Origin of the sequence: Methylobacterium persicinum, from assembly GCF_022179525.1 — a bacterium.
Taxonomy (GTDB): domain Bacteria; phylum Pseudomonadota; class Alphaproteobacteria; order Rhizobiales; family Beijerinckiaceae; genus Methylobacterium; species Methylobacterium persicinum.
Window position 1 is genome coordinate 1 of sequence record NZ_BPQX01000008.1, and the last position, 16,382, is coordinate 16,382.

At 64.4% G+C, this 16,382-nt stretch carries 10 protein-coding genes and 2 pseudogenes; 9 read left to right on the top strand and 3 right to left on the bottom strand.

Annotated features, from left to right (window positions below):
* Nucleotides 1-191: 191 nt before the first annotated feature.
* The gene (locus MFF22_RS01695) at nt 192-509 is read left to right on the top strand and encodes a hypothetical protein (RefSeq protein WP_161392814.1); all 318 of its coding nucleotides are present in this window, start codon (nt 192-194) and stop codon (nt 507-509) included.
* Nucleotides 510-697: 188 nt separating this feature from the next.
* Nucleotides 698-2,350, top strand: coding sequence for an ISL3 family transposase (locus tag MFF22_RS01700; RefSeq protein ID WP_161392813.1), 1,653 nt, complete (start codon nt 698-700; stop codon nt 2,348-2,350).
* Nucleotides 2,351-2,571: 221 nt separating this feature from the next.
* Here the strand turns inward: MFF22_RS01700 and MFF22_RS01705 are convergent.
* A pseudogene (locus MFF22_RS01705) lies at nt 2,572-2,727 on the bottom strand (response regulator); the annotation flags it as partial.
* Between the two features lie 222 nt (nt 2,728-2,949).
* On the opposite strand from MFF22_RS01705, the gene MFF22_RS24790 reads away from it, so the two are divergent.
* The 4 genes and pseudogenes from MFF22_RS24790 (at nt 2,950) to MFF22_RS01725 (ending at nt 8,308) form a co-directional block, all read left to right on the top strand.
* Complete coding sequence (locus MFF22_RS24790; RefSeq protein WP_370877629.1) at nt 2,950-3,249, top strand: GCG_CRPN prefix-to-repeats domain-containing protein; 300 nt, start codon at nt 2,950-2,952, stop codon at nt 3,247-3,249.
* An 82-nt stretch (nt 3,250-3,331) separates the two neighbouring features.
* Nucleotides 3,332-4,801, top strand: a complete 1,470-nt coding sequence (locus MFF22_RS01715; RefSeq protein ID WP_161392812.1) for a DUF1800 domain-containing protein — start codon at nt 3,332-3,334, stop codon at nt 4,799-4,801.
* Nucleotides 4,802-4,806: 5 nt separating this feature from the next.
* A pseudogene (locus MFF22_RS01720) lies at nt 4,807-6,042 on the top strand (DUF1501 domain-containing protein).
* Between the two features lie 352 nt (nt 6,043-6,394).
* Nucleotides 6,395-8,308, top strand: a complete 1,914-nt coding sequence (locus MFF22_RS01725; protein ID WP_370877630.1) for a potassium transporter Kup — start codon at nt 6,395-6,397, stop codon at nt 8,306-8,308.
* 305 nt (nt 8,309-8,613) lie between these two features.
* Here MFF22_RS01725 and MFF22_RS01730 read toward each other — a convergent pair whose 3' ends face one another.
* Nucleotides 8,614-9,051, bottom strand: coding sequence for a hypothetical protein (locus tag MFF22_RS01730; RefSeq protein WP_161392811.1), 438 nt, complete (start codon nt 9,049-9,051; stop codon nt 8,614-8,616).
* A gap of 324 nt (nt 9,052-9,375) precedes the next feature.
* On the opposite strand from MFF22_RS01730, the gene MFF22_RS01735 reads away from it, so the two are divergent.
* On the top strand, nt 9,376-11,511 hold the full coding sequence (locus tag MFF22_RS01735; protein ID WP_161392810.1) for a carbohydrate porin: 2,136 nt from the start codon (nt 9,376-9,378) through the stop codon (nt 11,509-11,511).
* A gap of 39 nt (nt 11,512-11,550) precedes the next feature.
* Here MFF22_RS01735 and MFF22_RS01740 read toward each other — a convergent pair whose 3' ends face one another.
* Nucleotides 11,551-11,772, bottom strand: coding sequence for a hypothetical protein (locus MFF22_RS01740; RefSeq protein ID WP_161392809.1), 222 nt, complete (start codon nt 11,770-11,772; stop codon nt 11,551-11,553).
* A 1,354-nt stretch (nt 11,773-13,126) separates the two neighbouring features.
* On the opposite strand from MFF22_RS01740, the gene MFF22_RS01745 reads away from it, so the two are divergent.
* Together MFF22_RS01745 and MFF22_RS01750 are read left to right on the top strand one after the other, a co-directional pair.
* A complete protein-coding gene (locus MFF22_RS01745) occupies nt 13,127-14,905 on the top strand; it encodes an ABC transporter permease (RefSeq protein WP_161392807.1) in 1,779 nt (592 codons plus the stop codon).
* Between the two features lie 47 nt (nt 14,906-14,952).
* The gene (locus MFF22_RS01750; RefSeq protein ID WP_161392806.1) at nt 14,953-16,323 is read left to right on the top strand and encodes an ABC transporter ATP-binding protein; all 1,371 of its coding nucleotides are present in this window, start codon (nt 14,953-14,955) and stop codon (nt 16,321-16,323) included.
* Nucleotides 16,324-16,382 lie beyond the last annotated feature (59 nt).

The window sequence follows — 16,382 nt, forward strand, 5'->3', positions numbered from 1 at the left end:
CATTTATCGCTGAAGGTCACAGCTCGCGACCGGCCCCGCTGGACCGTCGGGAAAACGGTCGGATTGCCGACAACTAGTCGGCATGCCTTGAGCGCACGTTGAGGTGCCTCAGCCTCGCCGGGACGTCCAGGCAAGTGCGCGCCCCCGCCTGCGATGGGCGAGGACGAGCTTGTTGCGCCTAAAGGCTACTTATGGTGTTCGCCACTCTTGCCGTGCGCCTTGGTGGAGTGCTCGTGACCCTTGGTCGAGTGACCATGGGCTTCGGTCGAATGCTTGTGACCGGCGGCGTGGTCGCCCTTGCCGTGATGTTCGGCAGCAGCGCGATGCGACTTGGCTGCCTTCTCGTGATGCTCGGCGGCTTCCGTATGAGCTTGCTGGGGCATCGTCGTCTCCATTTGAAAAGCACTTACGTGCTGCTCTTCAATGGCTTCATTGGCGAATGGTTGCCCTGCTCGCAGCATGCTGGCCATTTGAACGGCAGAGTGCCGCCTAAATCCGCGCCAAAATGAGGATGCCGCCCCCTACCACTTGGGTGCCCGTGGTCCCCACTCAGTGCCGTCCCACACATTGGCTCAGCGTCAGCCATCCGCTGTGAAGTGATCCGCCCCCAATGAAGTGGCTCTCCGTCGGGTTTGGTGGAAAGTTATCGTGACGGTTGGCCCGTAGCGAAGGTCGTCGTCAGGACGCAGATCAGGGCATGACCCTGCTTTGCTTACTGCCCGGCTGTCGCTTCGTTCGTGTCGCACGGGACGGCCCCGGGGCCCTCACCGTTCTCGCCCAAGCTCGGCACGATCATGCCCGCTGCCCGACGTGTCGGACCCTCAGCACGTCGGTCCATAGCCGCTACCATCGACGGCCCACCGACCTGCCGGTCAGCGGCAATGCGGTCCGGCTGCAACTGGCGGTCCGGCGCTTCTACTGCCGCGACCCGGCCTGCCCCCGCCACACCTTCGCCGAGCGCTTCCCGCATCTGCTCGCCCGCCACGCCCAGCGCACCCGGCGGCTCGTCCAGGCCCAGGCTCGGACCGGTCTCGCGCTCGGCGGCCAGCCTGCCGCCCGGCTGCTCGCGCACTTGGCCATGCCGACCAGCGCTACGACCCTGTTGCGGACGATCCGGAGCATGCCGCTGCCGGCTGTCGACCGGCCGCAGGTCGTCGGCGTCGACGACTGGGCACGGCGCAAGGGTCGAACCTACGGGACCATCGTGGTCGACCTCGAACGTCGTCGTCCCATCGATCTCCTGCCCGACCGCTCCGCCGAGACCTGGGCCGCTTGGCTCCGCCGCGAGCCCCAGATCCAGCTCGTGGCGCGCGACCGCTCGACCGAGTACGCGCGCGGCACCACCCTGGGCGCGCCCGAGGCCGTGCAGATCGCCGACCGCTGGCACCTGCTGCTCAACACCCGCCAGATGATCGAGCGCTGGCTCGCCCGCGTCCACCCACGTCTGAAGCTGTTGCCTCCGGTCGGGACACTGATCCCTTCGACCCGGCGCACCAAAGCCTACCCCCGAGCCCCCGCCGAGGCGCTCGTCCGCGCAGCCGCGGTCGGGCGATGGGAGGTGCTTTACGACGTTGTTCGCCGCCGCCGCGCGGCCGGGCAGTCGCTCCGGCAGATCAACCGCGAGACCGGCTTGGCCCGCGCCACGGTGCGCAAGTTCGCCTTCGCCGAGCGCTTCCCGCGCCATGGCTGGCGCGGGCCAGGGCGCAGCATCCTCGATCCTCATCTCGACCACCTGCACGCCCGCCACCGTGAGGGCTGCGAGAACGCTATGCAGCTCTGGCGCGAGCTTCGCCGGCTCGGCTTTCCCGGCACAGCGAAGCAGGTCCGGCGCTGGTTGTCCGAGCGGCGTACGCGCCCGGCCAAGACCACGATCCGGCGCCTGCAGGTGCCGTCGGTTGTAGCGCCGACCGCGCCGACATCATCCCCGCCGCTCCCCTCACCGAAGCAGTTGTCGTGGCATCTCCTGCGCGAGCCAGAGGATCTCGATGCCGACGCCGCCGCTGCGGTCGCGCGTGTGCTGCAGGATGACGAGGCCGCCCGGGTCGTCGATCTCGGCCGCCAGTTCTGTCGGATCGTTCGCAGAGGCTGCGGCGGCGCGCAGGCCGAGCCTGGCATCATCCCCGCCTTCGATGCTTGGCTGGCCGACGCCCGGGTCTGCGGCGTGCGGGTGGTCGAGAGATTTGCCGTCAGCCTCGATCAGGACGGGGCTGCCGTTCGCGCCGGCCTTCGCCTGCCCTGGAGCAGCGGGCAGGACGAGGGACAGGTCAACCGCCTCAAGCTGCTCAAGCGCTCCATGTACGGCCGAGCCAAGCTTGACCTGCTACGTCGCCGCTTCCTCTTTGCAGCATGATCCACCAAACCCGACGGAGAGCCAATGAAGTGGTCCGCCCTGAGGTATGGCTTTCGGGCCAGGACGAGGACGGACAGATGGGAACGAAGCGGCACAAGCCGGAGGATGTTGTCGCCAAGCTGCGGCAGGTGGATGTGCTGGTCTCGCAGGGCCAGAGCGTCGGGGATCCGGCGGCAGATGGAAAGGCCATCTTCGCGCGGCAACATCCAGTAGAGCACCAACAAATCCGGCCGTCCCAAACGCTCGACAAGACGGTCGAGAGCTGCGCCACAGTCGGCCGTCTCCACGCAAAAACCTTCCCGCGTCAGAAAATCCATCAGGAGGACGCGGATCTCAGGATCGTCCTCGACGACGTAGATGCTTGGCTCGGACGGCATGACGGGAAGTATGCGGCGCGCGCAAACGGCGGCAATCGCCGAAGCCACCCTGCTACAAATTGATACGGAAGCCTCCGATGCTGTCACATCCACGAAAAGCAGGGCACGGATTTTTTCCGGGCACGAAATGGTTCGGGAACCGTCTGGATGTCCTTCGTATTCAGCCGGCCTGATCTTCTCGTTCCGCGACTGTTCTGATCTGTTCGTGTCGAGAGAAACATGATGTACATGCCCTCAAAGCTTGCAGCTACGGCAGCGTTGCTCATTACCGGCATCGCCCTGGTACCGGCAGCGGTAGCAGAGGCTGCTCCACTTGGACCGCTCTCCGCGGCGGTGCTGCAGGCTGACGCCCCGATCACGCTCGTGGCCCAGGGCTGCGGGCCCGGCTTCTTCCGAGGGCCTTACGGGGGCTGCCGCCCGTTCTATGGCCGGCGCCGGTTCTACGGCCCAGGGCCCTACTACGCGCGGCGTTGCTTCATTCGGCCGACGCCCTTTGTGCCGCGTCGCTTCTGCCGCTTCTAGGCGGCTATATTCGAGGACGCCCGCTACTCAACCCAGCCATCCGCGTTCCATTCATGCCTGAGCGGAGCAGAGAGACCGCAGCATGTCCGTCGAGCTTGGTCGCGCCGCTTTGGCCTTTGCACGCTTCGGCTTGGGGCCGCACCCAGGCGATCTCAGCCGGAATGAGGATGGCCTTGAACTCCTTCGCCACGAGCTCAAGGCTGGGACTGTCGCGACGCCCGTCGGAGCCGATCTCATCACGACACCTGCGATCTTGAGCCTGGTACAAGCGGAGTTCCAGTCTCGACGCCTCGCCCGTGGGACCAAACCAAACGGAGCCGTGAACGCTACTGGCAAACCAGACGAGATGGGTTCGCCGATGGTGGGCGACTCGCCATCCTCTCCTCGCTCGCCGACGCGGGGCGATACCGCCGCTGGGTTACCGAAAGACGCCGAGACAGTACGTCCGGTCGCCCAGCGCCTCTACCGAGCAGAAGTCTCCTCGCGTCTGGCCATCGCGCGCGAGGTATCCATCGGCTTCGTCGAGCGGCTGGTATGGTTCTGGGCCAACCACTTTACAGTCTCGGCGGCAAAGGGGCCACGCTTGCGAGCTACAACGGGTGCTTTCGAGCGCGAAGCAATCCGGCCTCACGTGCTCGGACGCTTCAGTGACATGCTGCTCGCGGCCGAACTTCACCCGGCCATGCTGATCTACCTCGACAACGTCGCTTCCGTTGGCCCGAACTCGCCAGCCGGGGCACGGAAGGGCAAGGGCCTCAACGAAAACCTCGGCCGTGAAATCCTTGAACTTCACACCCTCGGTGTCGGCAGCGGTTACACGCAGGACGATGTCACCAATCTCGCCCGGATCCTCACAGGCTGGACCATCGCGCGAGAAGCGAACGCGGCCGAACTCCCTGGCAGCACCGTCTACCACCCCGCGGCTCACGAGCCTGGTGCGCTGACCCTGCTCGGCAAGAGTTATCCCGATGCTGGTCCCGAACAGGTTCACATGGCCCTGCTGGATCTAGCTCGCCGTCCAGCTACGGCCGAGCACATCGCGACGAGGCTGGTCCGACACTTCGTGGCCGATGAGCCGCCTGAGACACTTGTGGCCAAGCTCGCACAGACCTTTCGTGAGACGGATGGCGATCTCGCTCGCGTCTCTTCGGCGCTGATTGAGGCGCCGGAGTCTTGGTCGCCAGAGGCGGTGAAGGTGCGTTCGCCGCAGGAGTTCCTGGTGGCGGCGATGCGGGCACTCGCCCTCGAGCCGGATCCGGTCAAGATGATGGGTGGTCTTGCAGTGCTAGGACAACCCTTCTGGGCTCCGCCTGGCCCGAACGGGTATTCTGATCGAGCGGTGGACTGGGCCTCGCCTGAGGGCATAAAGACCCGGCTCGATATCGCAGCTCGCTTCGGTCAAGCTGTCTCAGTCCAAGAGCCTGCAACCTTCCTTGAGAGTGTGCTCGGCGCATCTGTTTCACAGGAGACCCGCGCCGCCGTTCTTCGAGCTGAGAGCCGTCCGCAGGCCATGGCGCTCCTCCTGATGTCGCCAGAGTTCCAGAGACGGTGAGCCCAATGTCAGTGCTTTGTGAGAGCAATCCGTCGCGCCGCGCCGTGCTCGGCTCGACTGGGGCTCTGTTCGCGTGGAGCTTTGTTCCGCGAACAGCCTATGCTGCTCCCGGCAGCCGTGATGCCCGGTTCATGGTGGTCGTGCTGCGCGGGGCCCTCGACGGGCTCTCTGCGGTCGCACCGCTCGGAGACCCGGACTATGCGGCGCTTCGAGCCGGCATTGCTCTCACGCGCGAGGGACCGAACGCGGCTCTACCCCTCGACGGCTTCTTCGCTCTGCATCCGGCCATGCCGAACTTCGCGCGGCTCTACGCTGCCGGGCAGGCCAGCGTCATTCATGCGGCCGCCACGGGCTATCGCGAACGCTCGCATTTCGATGGCCAGGACGTGCTGGAAAGCGGGCAGCCCGGACCGGGCCAGACCCAGAGCGGCTGGCTCAATCGCCTCCTTCTAGCTCTACCGTAGGGTGCGCGCATCGCACCAGCTGGCGCTCTCGCAGTCGGCGCTACGGCGCCGCTCATCCTGCGTGGGGCCGCCCCCGTTCTGGGTTGGGCGCCACCGCTTATCCCACGCGCTAGCGATGATCTCGCGCGACGCTTGCTCAGCCTCTACGGGGAGCGCGATCCCATGCTCGGCGTCGCGCTGGCACAAGGGCTTGAAACCGAGCAGCTTGCAGGCGCTGCAACGATGGGCCTTGCGCGTTCGGCTGGGCCCGGCATGGCTGGTGCGGCCGGTATGCGACGGATCGCAGAGGGTGCTGCGCGGTTGATGGCGGCCGATGATGGGCCGCGGATCGCCGCCCTTGCGCTCGAAGGCTGGGACACGCACGCGAACGAGGGCGGTGCAACGGGCCGGCTTGCGGGTTTACTCGGAAGCCTCGATGGAGCGCTGGCGGGGGTCGAAGAGATCCTGAAGCCGCGCTGGGCCGATACCGCCATTCTGGTCATGACGGAGTTTGGTCGAACAGCCCAGGTCAACGGAACAGTCGGCACGGATCATGGCACTGGGACAGTGGCCTTCCTAGTGGGAGGGGCCATACGCGGTGGCCGTGTCATCACGGACTGGCCAGGCTTGTCTGCCAGGGCGCTTCACGAGGGACGGGACCTGAAGCCGACCACCGATGTCAGGGCTGTGGCGAAGGGTATTGCGACCGATCTGTTCGGCGTGTCGGCTCAGGTTCTGGCGCGTGATGTGTTCCCAGACACAAATACAGTGCCTCCGATTCGTGGTCTGATTGCGTGACTACAGTTTTACAATACGTGTATTTGATATCCATCATTAACACTCGGCAGGCGGTCTAACTCTGGCAAATGTGCTGCATACAGCGAGTGGTTAAGGCCACCAAACCTTCGCGGCCATGCAAGGCACGACTAGCTCTCTCTTGTTCGGTATCCGATCGGATAAACGACATATCCGATGGTAGGACGGCGGTCTTGTCTGTCGTTCGTGGCAGCCGGAGAGCTGCGCGGGCATCGGGGACGTATCCACTGCCGATCACGTGGATCTATTTCGGCTCGCCAGGCGTCTGAGACCGAGAACGTCATCCAAGCATAGCGCCCGTCGCGCTCGGCTGGCTGATGGTGGAGATGAACCGGTGACCGTCGCAATCCAGGCAGGTGAAGCGCAGCTCCCGGCACGAACCGCCTCCGTCGCCCTGTCCCTCGGCGCGCTCGGCATCGTCTATGGCGATATCGGCACTAGTCCGCTCTACGCGCTCAAGGAGACCGTCAAGGTCGCAGCTGCAGGCGGAACCCTCCAGCACGACGCGGTGCTCGGCTCCGTCTCCCTCATCCTTTGGTCACTGTTCCTCATCGTCGCACTCAAGTACGCGATCTTGATCCTGCGCGCGGACAATCACGGCGAGGGCGGCATCGTGGCCATGCTCGCCCTGCTCGGTGCCCGGCACGCACCGCCGCGCTCGTGGCGCGCCATCCTGCTCGTCGTCGGGCTAATCGGCGCCGCGCTGCTGTACGGCGACGGCGCGATCACCCCGGCCATCTCGGTGCTCTCAGCCGTCGAGGGCCTGAAGGTCGATGCCCCCGGCGTGACGCCGTTCGTGGTGCCGGCCACCGTCGTCATCCTGATCGGCCTGTTCTCGGTCCAGCGCAAAGGCACCGGCTTCATCGGGCGTCTGTTCGGGCCGGTCATGCTGCTGTGGTTTGCCACCATCGCGGCTATCGGCGCGGCCGGCATCCGCCAGAACCCGGAGATCCTGGCGGCCCTGAACCCGTTCCACGCCGTCCATTACCTCATCACCGCGCATCTGCCGGTCAGCTTCGCCATGCTGGGCGCGGCCTTCCTGGCGGTCACCGGCGGCGAGGCGATGTACGCCGATCTCGGCCATTTCGGGCGTGCACCGATCCGGCTCGCGTGGTTCGCGGTGGTGCTGCCGGCCCTGGTGCTAAACTACCTCGGCCAGGGCGCGCTGCTGCTCTCGAACCCGGCCGCGGTCGACAACCCGTTCTTCCAGCTCGCGCCGAGCTGGATCCACTACCCGCTCGTGGCGTTCGCCACGCTGGCCACCGTCATCGCCTCTCAGGCCATCATCTCAGGCGCGTTCTCGTTGACCGAGCAGGCGATCAAGCTCGGCTTCTTCCCGCGCATGCGCATCGTCCATACCTCGTCGCACGAGGCCGGGCAGATCTACGTGCCCATCGTGAACTGGCTCCTGGCCATCGCGACGCTGGGCGCGGTGCTGGCCTTCGGCTCCTCGGACGCGCTGGCGGGCGCCTACGGCATCGCAGTGTCGCTGCTGATGGTGATCACGACCGTGCTGGCGGCGCTGATCGCGCTGCATTGGGGCTTCAACCTCGGCCTCGTGCTCGCGGTCAACGGCGCATTCCTCGTCATCGACCTGACCTTCTTCAGCGCCAACACGCTGAAACTGTTCGAGGGTGGCTGGTTTCCGTTGCTGCTGGCGGCGGGCGTGGCCTTCCTCATGCTGACCTGGCGGCGCGGCACACAGCTTGTGGAAGCGGCTCGGGTGCAGCTGCGCATGCCCGAGGACGAGTTCCTGCGCCAGGTTGAGGCCAAGCATCTGCCGCGCATCCCGGGCACGGGTGCGTTCCTGACCTGGGCGGATGAGGGCATGCCGCTGCCGCTGATGAACTTCGTACGTCACCTGCACGTACTGCACGAGCGCGTGCTGCTGGTGACCATCCAAGGCCTGGACGTGCCGCACGCAACGGAGGCCGAGCAGATCGCGGTGGTGCCGGTCGCCCAGGATGTCACGCGGGTCATCCTGCGCTTTGGCTTCATGGACAACGTGCATATCCCGCGCGCCTTGCGGCAGGCCGTCGAGCGCGGTCAGCTGCCGGATGTGGATGTCGAGGCCCTGGCCTACTTCATCAGCCACGAGACGGTGGTCGCCTCGGAGAAGCATCCCGGCATGGCGAGCTGGCGCGAGGAGATCTTCGCGCTGATGCAGCGCAACGCCGAGGAGACGGCGAGCTACTTCTGCGTGCCGGCCCCGCAGGTGATGGAGGTTGGCACCGAGGTCGAGGTGTGAGGGGAGGCTCTCATGGGATCGATCGTATGCCCTGTGTGCGGCCTGGCTGACTTCGAGGTCGGGCCGCATGCGGACGATGGGCTTGCGGCGGCTGCAATCTGGACGGACGCGTTCGTGCGATGCTGCCAGCACGTTCAGGAACGCAGGCACCGCGCTGATCTCAAGTCCCACACCTGTCCGCATTGGGCACGCGCGGTGCAAGATGCCGCTGAGCAGGTCAGTCGGGAGGCATCTGTTTGATCCTGTTCAGGAGGGTATGCCGCAGAAGACCGACGAGTGGGCTCCGTTGCTCCAGTCAGCACCGATCAACGTGCTGTGGCGTTGTCCTTCATGAAGTTTTCGATCGTCGACCTCACTGGTCCGGCGCACCACGACAGGGTTCTGCTCCGCTCCACTGCAGGATCCGAGGCATTCAAGACGCCGACTTCCTGCAAGGCGATGGCGCGAGCAGCGTCTGCTGCTCGGCGCAAGACCGAGAGCAGCTGGCCTTCGCTTAAGCCCTTGCTGACTTGGTCCTTGACCCGCTGCGCCTCCGCACGAACGGCTTCCGGTGAATTTCCCCACGTATGCGAGGACGAGGGATCGGTGGCCTCGCAGACGTTCGTCAGCATGAGGGCCAAGTCGGCGGAAGTCAGCCGCGTTACGCGCAGACCGTCATCGTCGGCGTGAGCGGACGGCGTCAGACCCAGCGCGACCGCAAGACCGAGCATCCGCACGCTCGCAGCTGAGGAGGTCAATGTCATCGCGGAAACTCGCTGTGGCGCAGTCGGCAGGGTACCGGTCGAATAGCGTGGCATGGGCGAACACGGGCGCCGAAGCCGACGCCTCACTGCGGTGTTCCAGACGTCCGAATGATGTAACTGCGCAACCCGCTCAGTGAGGTGGTACTCAGGAGCCTGTGACTTCCCTGCAGCGGAACGGTAGATTCCTCAGCATAGAGATTGCCAACCCGCAAAGGCCAAGCTAGCTCGCGAGAGCAAGGTATTTATCGCCTCGAATGAACATGTTTGCGGGAGCGATCGGCCGCGACTGGAAGATCATGAGCGCCGAAATCTGGAGGCGCATATATGCCGGCTAAGCATCGCCAGCTCGTGCTCAGATTGGCGGCTTCTGGCACAAGCCTGTTGGCCTATGCTGTCCTCCAGGCGCACGGGGCAGACCTCGTCCCGGAACGCGTAGGACGGGCCGAGCAAGTCGATTTCGCGGATTGGTCCGGTGCGTCTATCGGCCTTCAGGGAAGCGCGGGTAGCTCCTTCGGCAACTTCGGTTTCGGCGCCGGCGAAATTGGTCGTCGATCGGTGCCGAATTTCCGTTCTGGAGATGCCACAGGCCGTAACGATCCGGGCCGTAACGCGACGACGGCGCTCGGCGGCGTTTTCGGCGGTTATTCCTGGCAGACTGGTCCCTACGTATACGGCTTCGAGGCCGATATCTCTGGTTCCAACCTGAAGCGGCCGGTCTCCTCGACCGCTCAGGGCTTCGGGTTCGAGAACGCCGACAGCACCTTCAGCTTGATCCGTGCCCAGACCAATCTGTTTGGCACCGCTCGTGCCAGGCTCGGCTATGCCTTCGAGCGATATCTCGTCTACGCGACTTTCGGCCTTGCGGGCGCTCAAACGCGCTTCCTGGCCACCTTTCCCGACCCTTCCACGGGACTGGCAAGCAGCGCGAGGGCGGACCGATCCTTTGTCGGCTTCACCCTCGGAGCGGGCGTTCAGTACGCCATTACGCCCAATCTCGCCCTCGGGCTGGAATACCGCTACCTGGACCTCGGCTCCACTCGGCTGGCTTTGGGTAGCGTGCCAGGTGAGACCGGCGGCCCGTTCTCAACCCGGGCCTCGTTCACCTCCAATCAAGCCATGGCACGGCTGTCATGGTTTCCTGCGGGTCTGACGCTTCCTCCGGATGTGGTAGAGGTTGCGCCGCACGATCCGGACAACGGCGACACGGGCCGTTTCTCATTACACGGGCAGACCACCTTCGTTGATCAAGGGGTCACCGGCTTCCACTCGCCCTATCTCGGACCGCAAAGCCTCGTGCCTCATCAGGCCCGGGGCACTTTGACGGCGACGGCCTTTCTCGGCTTCAGGCTCACCGACAGCACCGAGCTCTACTACAATCCTGAATTCGACCAGGGCTTCGGCCTGAGCCGCACGACGGGTGTAGCAGGCTTCGTCAACGGCGAGGCGCAGAAGGCCGGCTCGTCGAACCCGAAGTTGCGCTCTCAGCGCTACTATGTACGCCAGACCTTCGGGCTCGGTGGTGAGACGGAGACCGTTCCGGACGGCCCGAACCAGGTTGCTACGACCCGCGACATCGAGCGGATCACCGTGATCGCCGGCAAATTTGCCATGGGCGACTTCTTCGACGGCAACATCTACGCGCACGACCCGCGGGTCGACTTCATGAACTGGGCCCTTTGGGAGTCTGGCGGGTACGACTTCCCTGCAAATCTGCCCGGCTTCACGCAGGGCGTCATCGCCGAGTACAACCGCAAGGAGTTCGCGATCCGAGCCGCTTACACGCAGGTGCCGAAGCTACCCAGCACGGACCCCCTCGACCCGCGTATTACGCGACGCGGTGGCGCAACGCTGGAGTTTGAAGAGCGGCACGTTCTGCCGTTGCTGGATCAACCCGGCAAACTGCGGATCGGCCTATACTCGAACGAAGGTCGGACTGCCAGCTTTAGGCAGGTCCTCACGCTGACAGCGTTCGATCCAGTCGCGTTCTCGGACATCAACACCACGACTGCCTTGACCCGCAAGGACCGCAACAAGAGCGGCGCTTACGTCAACCTTGAACAGGCGCTCACGCCCGAACTCGGCTTGTTTGCGCGGGCAAGCACGTCGGACGGGCGCAACGAGAACTTATCTTTTACCGACATTGATCGCAGCGTTTCAGGCGGCCTCTCGTTGAAGGGTGTGGCTTGGGACCGTCCGAACGACACCGTTGGTATCGGCACCTTCGTCAACGGCCTGTCCCATGCACATCGCGAGTTTTTTGCTGCGGGTGGGCAGGGGCTCGTGATCGGGGATGGGCAGCTTCACTACGGTCTCGAGCGTGGCGTTGAGGCGTATTACTCTTTGAACGTGACCAAGGCGGTAGCAGTCTCATTCGATTACCAGCTTATCGCCAACCCCGGCTATAACAAAGATCGCGGCCCGGCTAATTTCTTCGGAACGCGTATTCATGCTGATTTCTGAGCGCAGAATATAAATATCCTGACGTAAATTTACTTATTGTCAGTGGACAGCCATGGGGAAACGTCTCACAATTTCATTGCAGAAGGTTTCCTTGCCCTGCATTGAAGCACGTTGCTCGAACTCTTTCGCGCCCAACACCATCAGCGGTGCTGCGATTTTAGAGCCAAGCTGTTCATAGCATTTCCTCGCTTCTTCGACGATTGCAGGATTGTACTGGCTCAGAGAGCATCGATTTTCCGCCCAGCGCAACATGCCGTGCATTCGCAGCAATCCCTCGCAATCCGAAGTCTGAGCCGGCATTAATGAGCAGAACGATCGCGACAGCGGTTCCCTTTTGGGCCAGGCTCCCCCACAAGAGCGAGTCACAGCAACATGAGGACCGACGAGTACAACACTGGTTGGCGAGTACTCATCGGGGCGCCGATGCAGTGTATCGTGTGGCCCCGCATGTGCGGAGAGGATCCAGTTTGCCAAGATCAGGGAAAGCGTTAAAGATCGTACCAATTGATTGCCGCACAAGATAGATTAGATAACTATAGATTGGCGCTTCGATTTCTGTCGATTAAAATTTGCGTCATCAAAGGTCATGGCCGACCTTTATATCCCGATTGTGTGTCGCCATGGTTGATACATCATGCAGCGGCTGGATTTCGAATATCTAAGGAGCAACGGGCTCGCCGCCGGCGTCATGGCCCGTCGGATAATGACCCGTCTCGGCGCTGAGAGCCCGGTCGGATAGAGTTTTCTTCAATTTGTTGAGCAGGCCATTGGCGTCAAGGGCACTTTTGGAATAGGCGCTGGTCAGCAACTGGCCTTGGGGCGTGTCAAGGAGGCGGGACGGCTCGCGTCGTGCCAGCGGAAGCGTCCTTCGGTTCCAAAGTTGCCGCCCGCACACAGGCTTCCTGACAAGCCCACCCGCCCACAGGGCCCTACCACAAAGCTCAAGAATGTAAGCGTTGACTTGGCTGGATAGGGGTGTATCCAACCGCCGTGCACCCGAGCCGGCCTTCGACACGGCTGCATACCTCAGGAACGATCCGTCCCATGCCAAGCGACAGTCATAGTCGATTGACCGCGCCGTTCGCGCCGGCCACCTCTCGCACGGACGCCTGACAGGGCGCGCCTCCGAGACCCGGCCGCACGGACGGCCGGTCTTCAGAGAGGTGAGCCATGAATATCCTTTTCGCACAGCGTACTTGGGTCCGGTCCGTGCCTGCCAAGGACGGGAACGTCGTCTCGACCGTCCGCCGTCATCCCACCGCCTCCCGCGGTGCCGGCACCCAGACAGGGCAGCACGGCTCCGGAACGCTGCGGGCCGTTTGGACCGTCAATCCGGCGACGGGCCGGCTGGCATGCCGCTGGGCGCCCGATGAAGAGGTGTCGGACAGTCGGCACGGCTCTCTACGCCCTTGGCAACATCGCGAAATCCAGGGCGCGGATCTCGCATCGTTGGCTGCGTAGGGGTCCTAGCCGGCGGCCTGTGTTCGAGCGGATCGCTGCGTCGCATGCACGCAAGACCTGAGACGACGCGCTGGGCCGTTCGCCTGCGTCGTGCATCATGAGGCGCCCGAAATAGGCGTGCAGCGGGAGCCATTCGCTCCATGCGAGGTCCAGCATGCTCGATGCCCGCGCGATCCGTGACATCACCCGCCGCGTTCCCCTCGGCGTCGGCCGGCTCGGCGTCTCCCTGGTCCCGAATGGCTACGACGTCGCCGCCTTCGTCATCGTCATCGGGACGCTTGTCGCCCTTACCCACGGCGTGCACGAGATGCACGCACCGCTCGCCGCGCTCGATGCCGACCCGGTTACGCTCGATCTATGGCACCTGCCGGACTACGCCCTGCGCACGACGTTGCGCATGTTTGCCGCCATGGCAGCATCCCTCGTCTTCACCTTCGTGGTCGCAACGCTCGCTGCCAAGAGCCGCAAGGCCGAACTCGTCATCGTCCCGGCCCTCGACATCCTGCAATCCGTGCCGGTGTTGGGCTTCCTGACCTTCACAGTCCTGTTCTTCCTGCACCTGTTCCCGGCCAGCCAGCTAGGTGCCGAATGTGCGGCAATCTTCGCGATCTTCACGAGCCAGGCCTGGAATATGGCTTTCTCGTTCTACCAGTCGCTGCGCAATGTGCCCCGTGACCTAAGTGAGGTCGCGTCCGGCTACGGTTTCTCGCCCTGGCTCAAGTTCCTGCGCCTCGAAGCCCCCTACGCCGTCCCGGGGCTGGTCTGGAACGCGATGATGTCGATGTCTGGCGGATGGTTCTTCGTCGTCGCATCTGAGGCGATCTCGGTCGGCGACAGCCGGATCACGCTGCCCGGTATCGGTGCGTGGCTGTCGTTGGCTATCGAACGGCGGGACATCCCCGCGATTGCCTGGGCGGTGTTCGCCATCGCCCTCGTCATCCTGCTCTACGACCAGCTCGTGTTCCGCCCTGTCGTAGCTTGGGCCGACAAGTTCCGCTTCGAGCAGGTCGCCGCCCAGCGACGTCCACAATCCTGGGTCTACGACCTGCTACGCGGCACGCGTCTGACCAAGGTCGTCGTCTCGCCGCTGCGCTGGCTTGGTGGTCGGATCGCCCTGGTACGGTGGCCCCTCCGGAGGGCAATCGCCCCTGTCGGAGCCGCCCATCGAAGGAAGCCCCATGCCAGCACCCGGCTGATCGACAGTGCCTGGTTCGGGCTGATCCTGATCCTATCGGCCTATGCGGCGTGGCATGTCATCACCTATGTCCGTACGACCCTCGGCCTCGGCGACGTTCTGGAAGCAATCGAGCTTGGAGGTCTGACGCTGCTGCGCGTCATGGTGTTGATCGCGCTGGCCTCGCTGGTCTGGGTGCCGGTCGGCGTCTGGATCGGTCTGCGCCCCGCCGTCGCCGAGCGCATTCAGCCGGTGGCGCAGTTCCTCGCTGCGTTCCCGGCCAATGTCCTGTTCCCGTTCGCGGTCGTGGCCATCGTCGCATTCCGGCTCGACGCGAACATTTGGCTCTCGCCGCTGATGGTACTCGGCACCCAGTGGTACATCTTGTTCAACGTCATCGCCGGGGCGAGCGCGTTCCCGACTGACCTGCGGGAGGTGGCGACGATGTACCGCCTGCGATCCTGGCAATGGTGGCGGCAGGTCATTCTGCCGGGGATCTTCCCCTACTACGTGACCGGCGCACTCACGGCTTCGGGCGGCTCCTGGAACGCCAGCATCGTGGCCGAGGTCGCGAGTTGGGGCGACACCAAGCTGCGGGCGAACGGTCTTGGCGCCTACATCGCCGACGCGAGCGAGGCCGGCAACTTTCCCCGCGTGGTGCTCGGCGTGGCGGTGATGAGCCTGTTTGTAGTGGCCTTTAATCGCCTTCTCTGGCGCCCGCTGTACGCCTACGGAGAGCGTCGTTTCCGCCTGAACTAGGCGGCAAGGCCGCCGTCGTCATAGCCCCACGTCGGAGAGTCTTCCGCATGGATGCCCAGGTCAGCTTGCCACACCCAATCGCGCAGGGGAGCGCCACGCTCGTCTCCGTGAAGGGCGTGAAGCACTTTTACCACAAGGGTGGGGCGCCGGATCTGCTCGTGCTGGACGATGTCCAGGTCGACCTTCAGGCTGGCGAGATCGTGTCGCTCCTCGGTCGGTCGGGGTCGGGGAAATCGACCCTCCTGCGCATCATCGCCGGGCTCATGCCGCCGAGCCGCGGCAGCGTATGGATTAACGACGAACCCGTCTCCGGCCCTGCGCGCCAAGTTGCGATGGTGTTCCAGTCTTTCGCCCTGTTCCCGTGGCTGACGGTCCTCCAGAACGTCGAGGTCGGGTTGGAGGCGCAGGGAGTCCTACCTGGTGAGCGACGCAAGCGGGCGCTCGCCGCCATCGACCTCATCGGTCTCGATGGCTTCGAGAGTGCCTATCCGAAGGAGCTCTCGGGTGGCATGCGCCAGAGGGTCGGGCTCGCCCGGGCTCTCGTGGTGCAGCCTGAGATCCTGCTGATGGACGAGCCGTTCTCGGCGCTCGACGTCCTCACGGCCGAGAACCTGCGCACCGACCTGCTCGATCTCTGGATCGAGGGCCGGATGCCGACCCGCTCGATCCTGATGGTGACGCACAACATCGAGGAGGCGGTGCTGATGAGCGACCGCATCCTCGTGTTCTCCTCCAATCCCGGGCGGGTGGTAGCCGACCTTCGAGTCGAGTTGACCCAACCACGCAATCGTCTCGACCCGACGTTCCGGACCATCGTCGACGACATCTACGCCCGCATGACCGCCCGTCCGGCGCCGAACGCGAGCTTCGGTGCGCCAACAGCCGAGCCGGTCGCCCAGGCCAAGGACGACCTGTTTCCCGGCATGGGCATCGGGATGATCCTGCCACCGGTCTCGACCAACCTGCTCGCCGGCCTGATGGAGGCAGTCAACGGCGAGCCATATCACGGCCAGGCTGACCTGCCGCCACTCGCCAGCGCGCTCGCCCTGGAGATCGACGACCTCTTCCCGATCGCCGAGACGCTGCAGCTCCTGCGCTTTACCGAGCTGGAGGGTGGTGACATCCGCCTGACACCGGACGGGCGTCGCTTCGCCGATGGGGAAGTGGACGAGCGTAAACAGCTGTTTGGGCGGCACCTGATCGCGCACGTTCCGCTCGCGGCTCATGTCCGGCGCGTTCTCGACGACCGCACTTCCCACACCGCGCCGCGCAGCCGCTTCCAGGTCGAATTGGAGGATTACATGTCTGAGGAGTACGCCGATCAGACCCTGAACGCCCTGATCTCCTGGGGCCGCTACGCGGAGGCGTTCGCTTACGACGAGGCCAGCGGAACCTTCAGCCTGGAGAACCCCAGTTGAGCTCCCGGGGTATACGACGCCCCCGAGGCTGGCGTTCTAGTGTGTTTCGGCGTGCAACT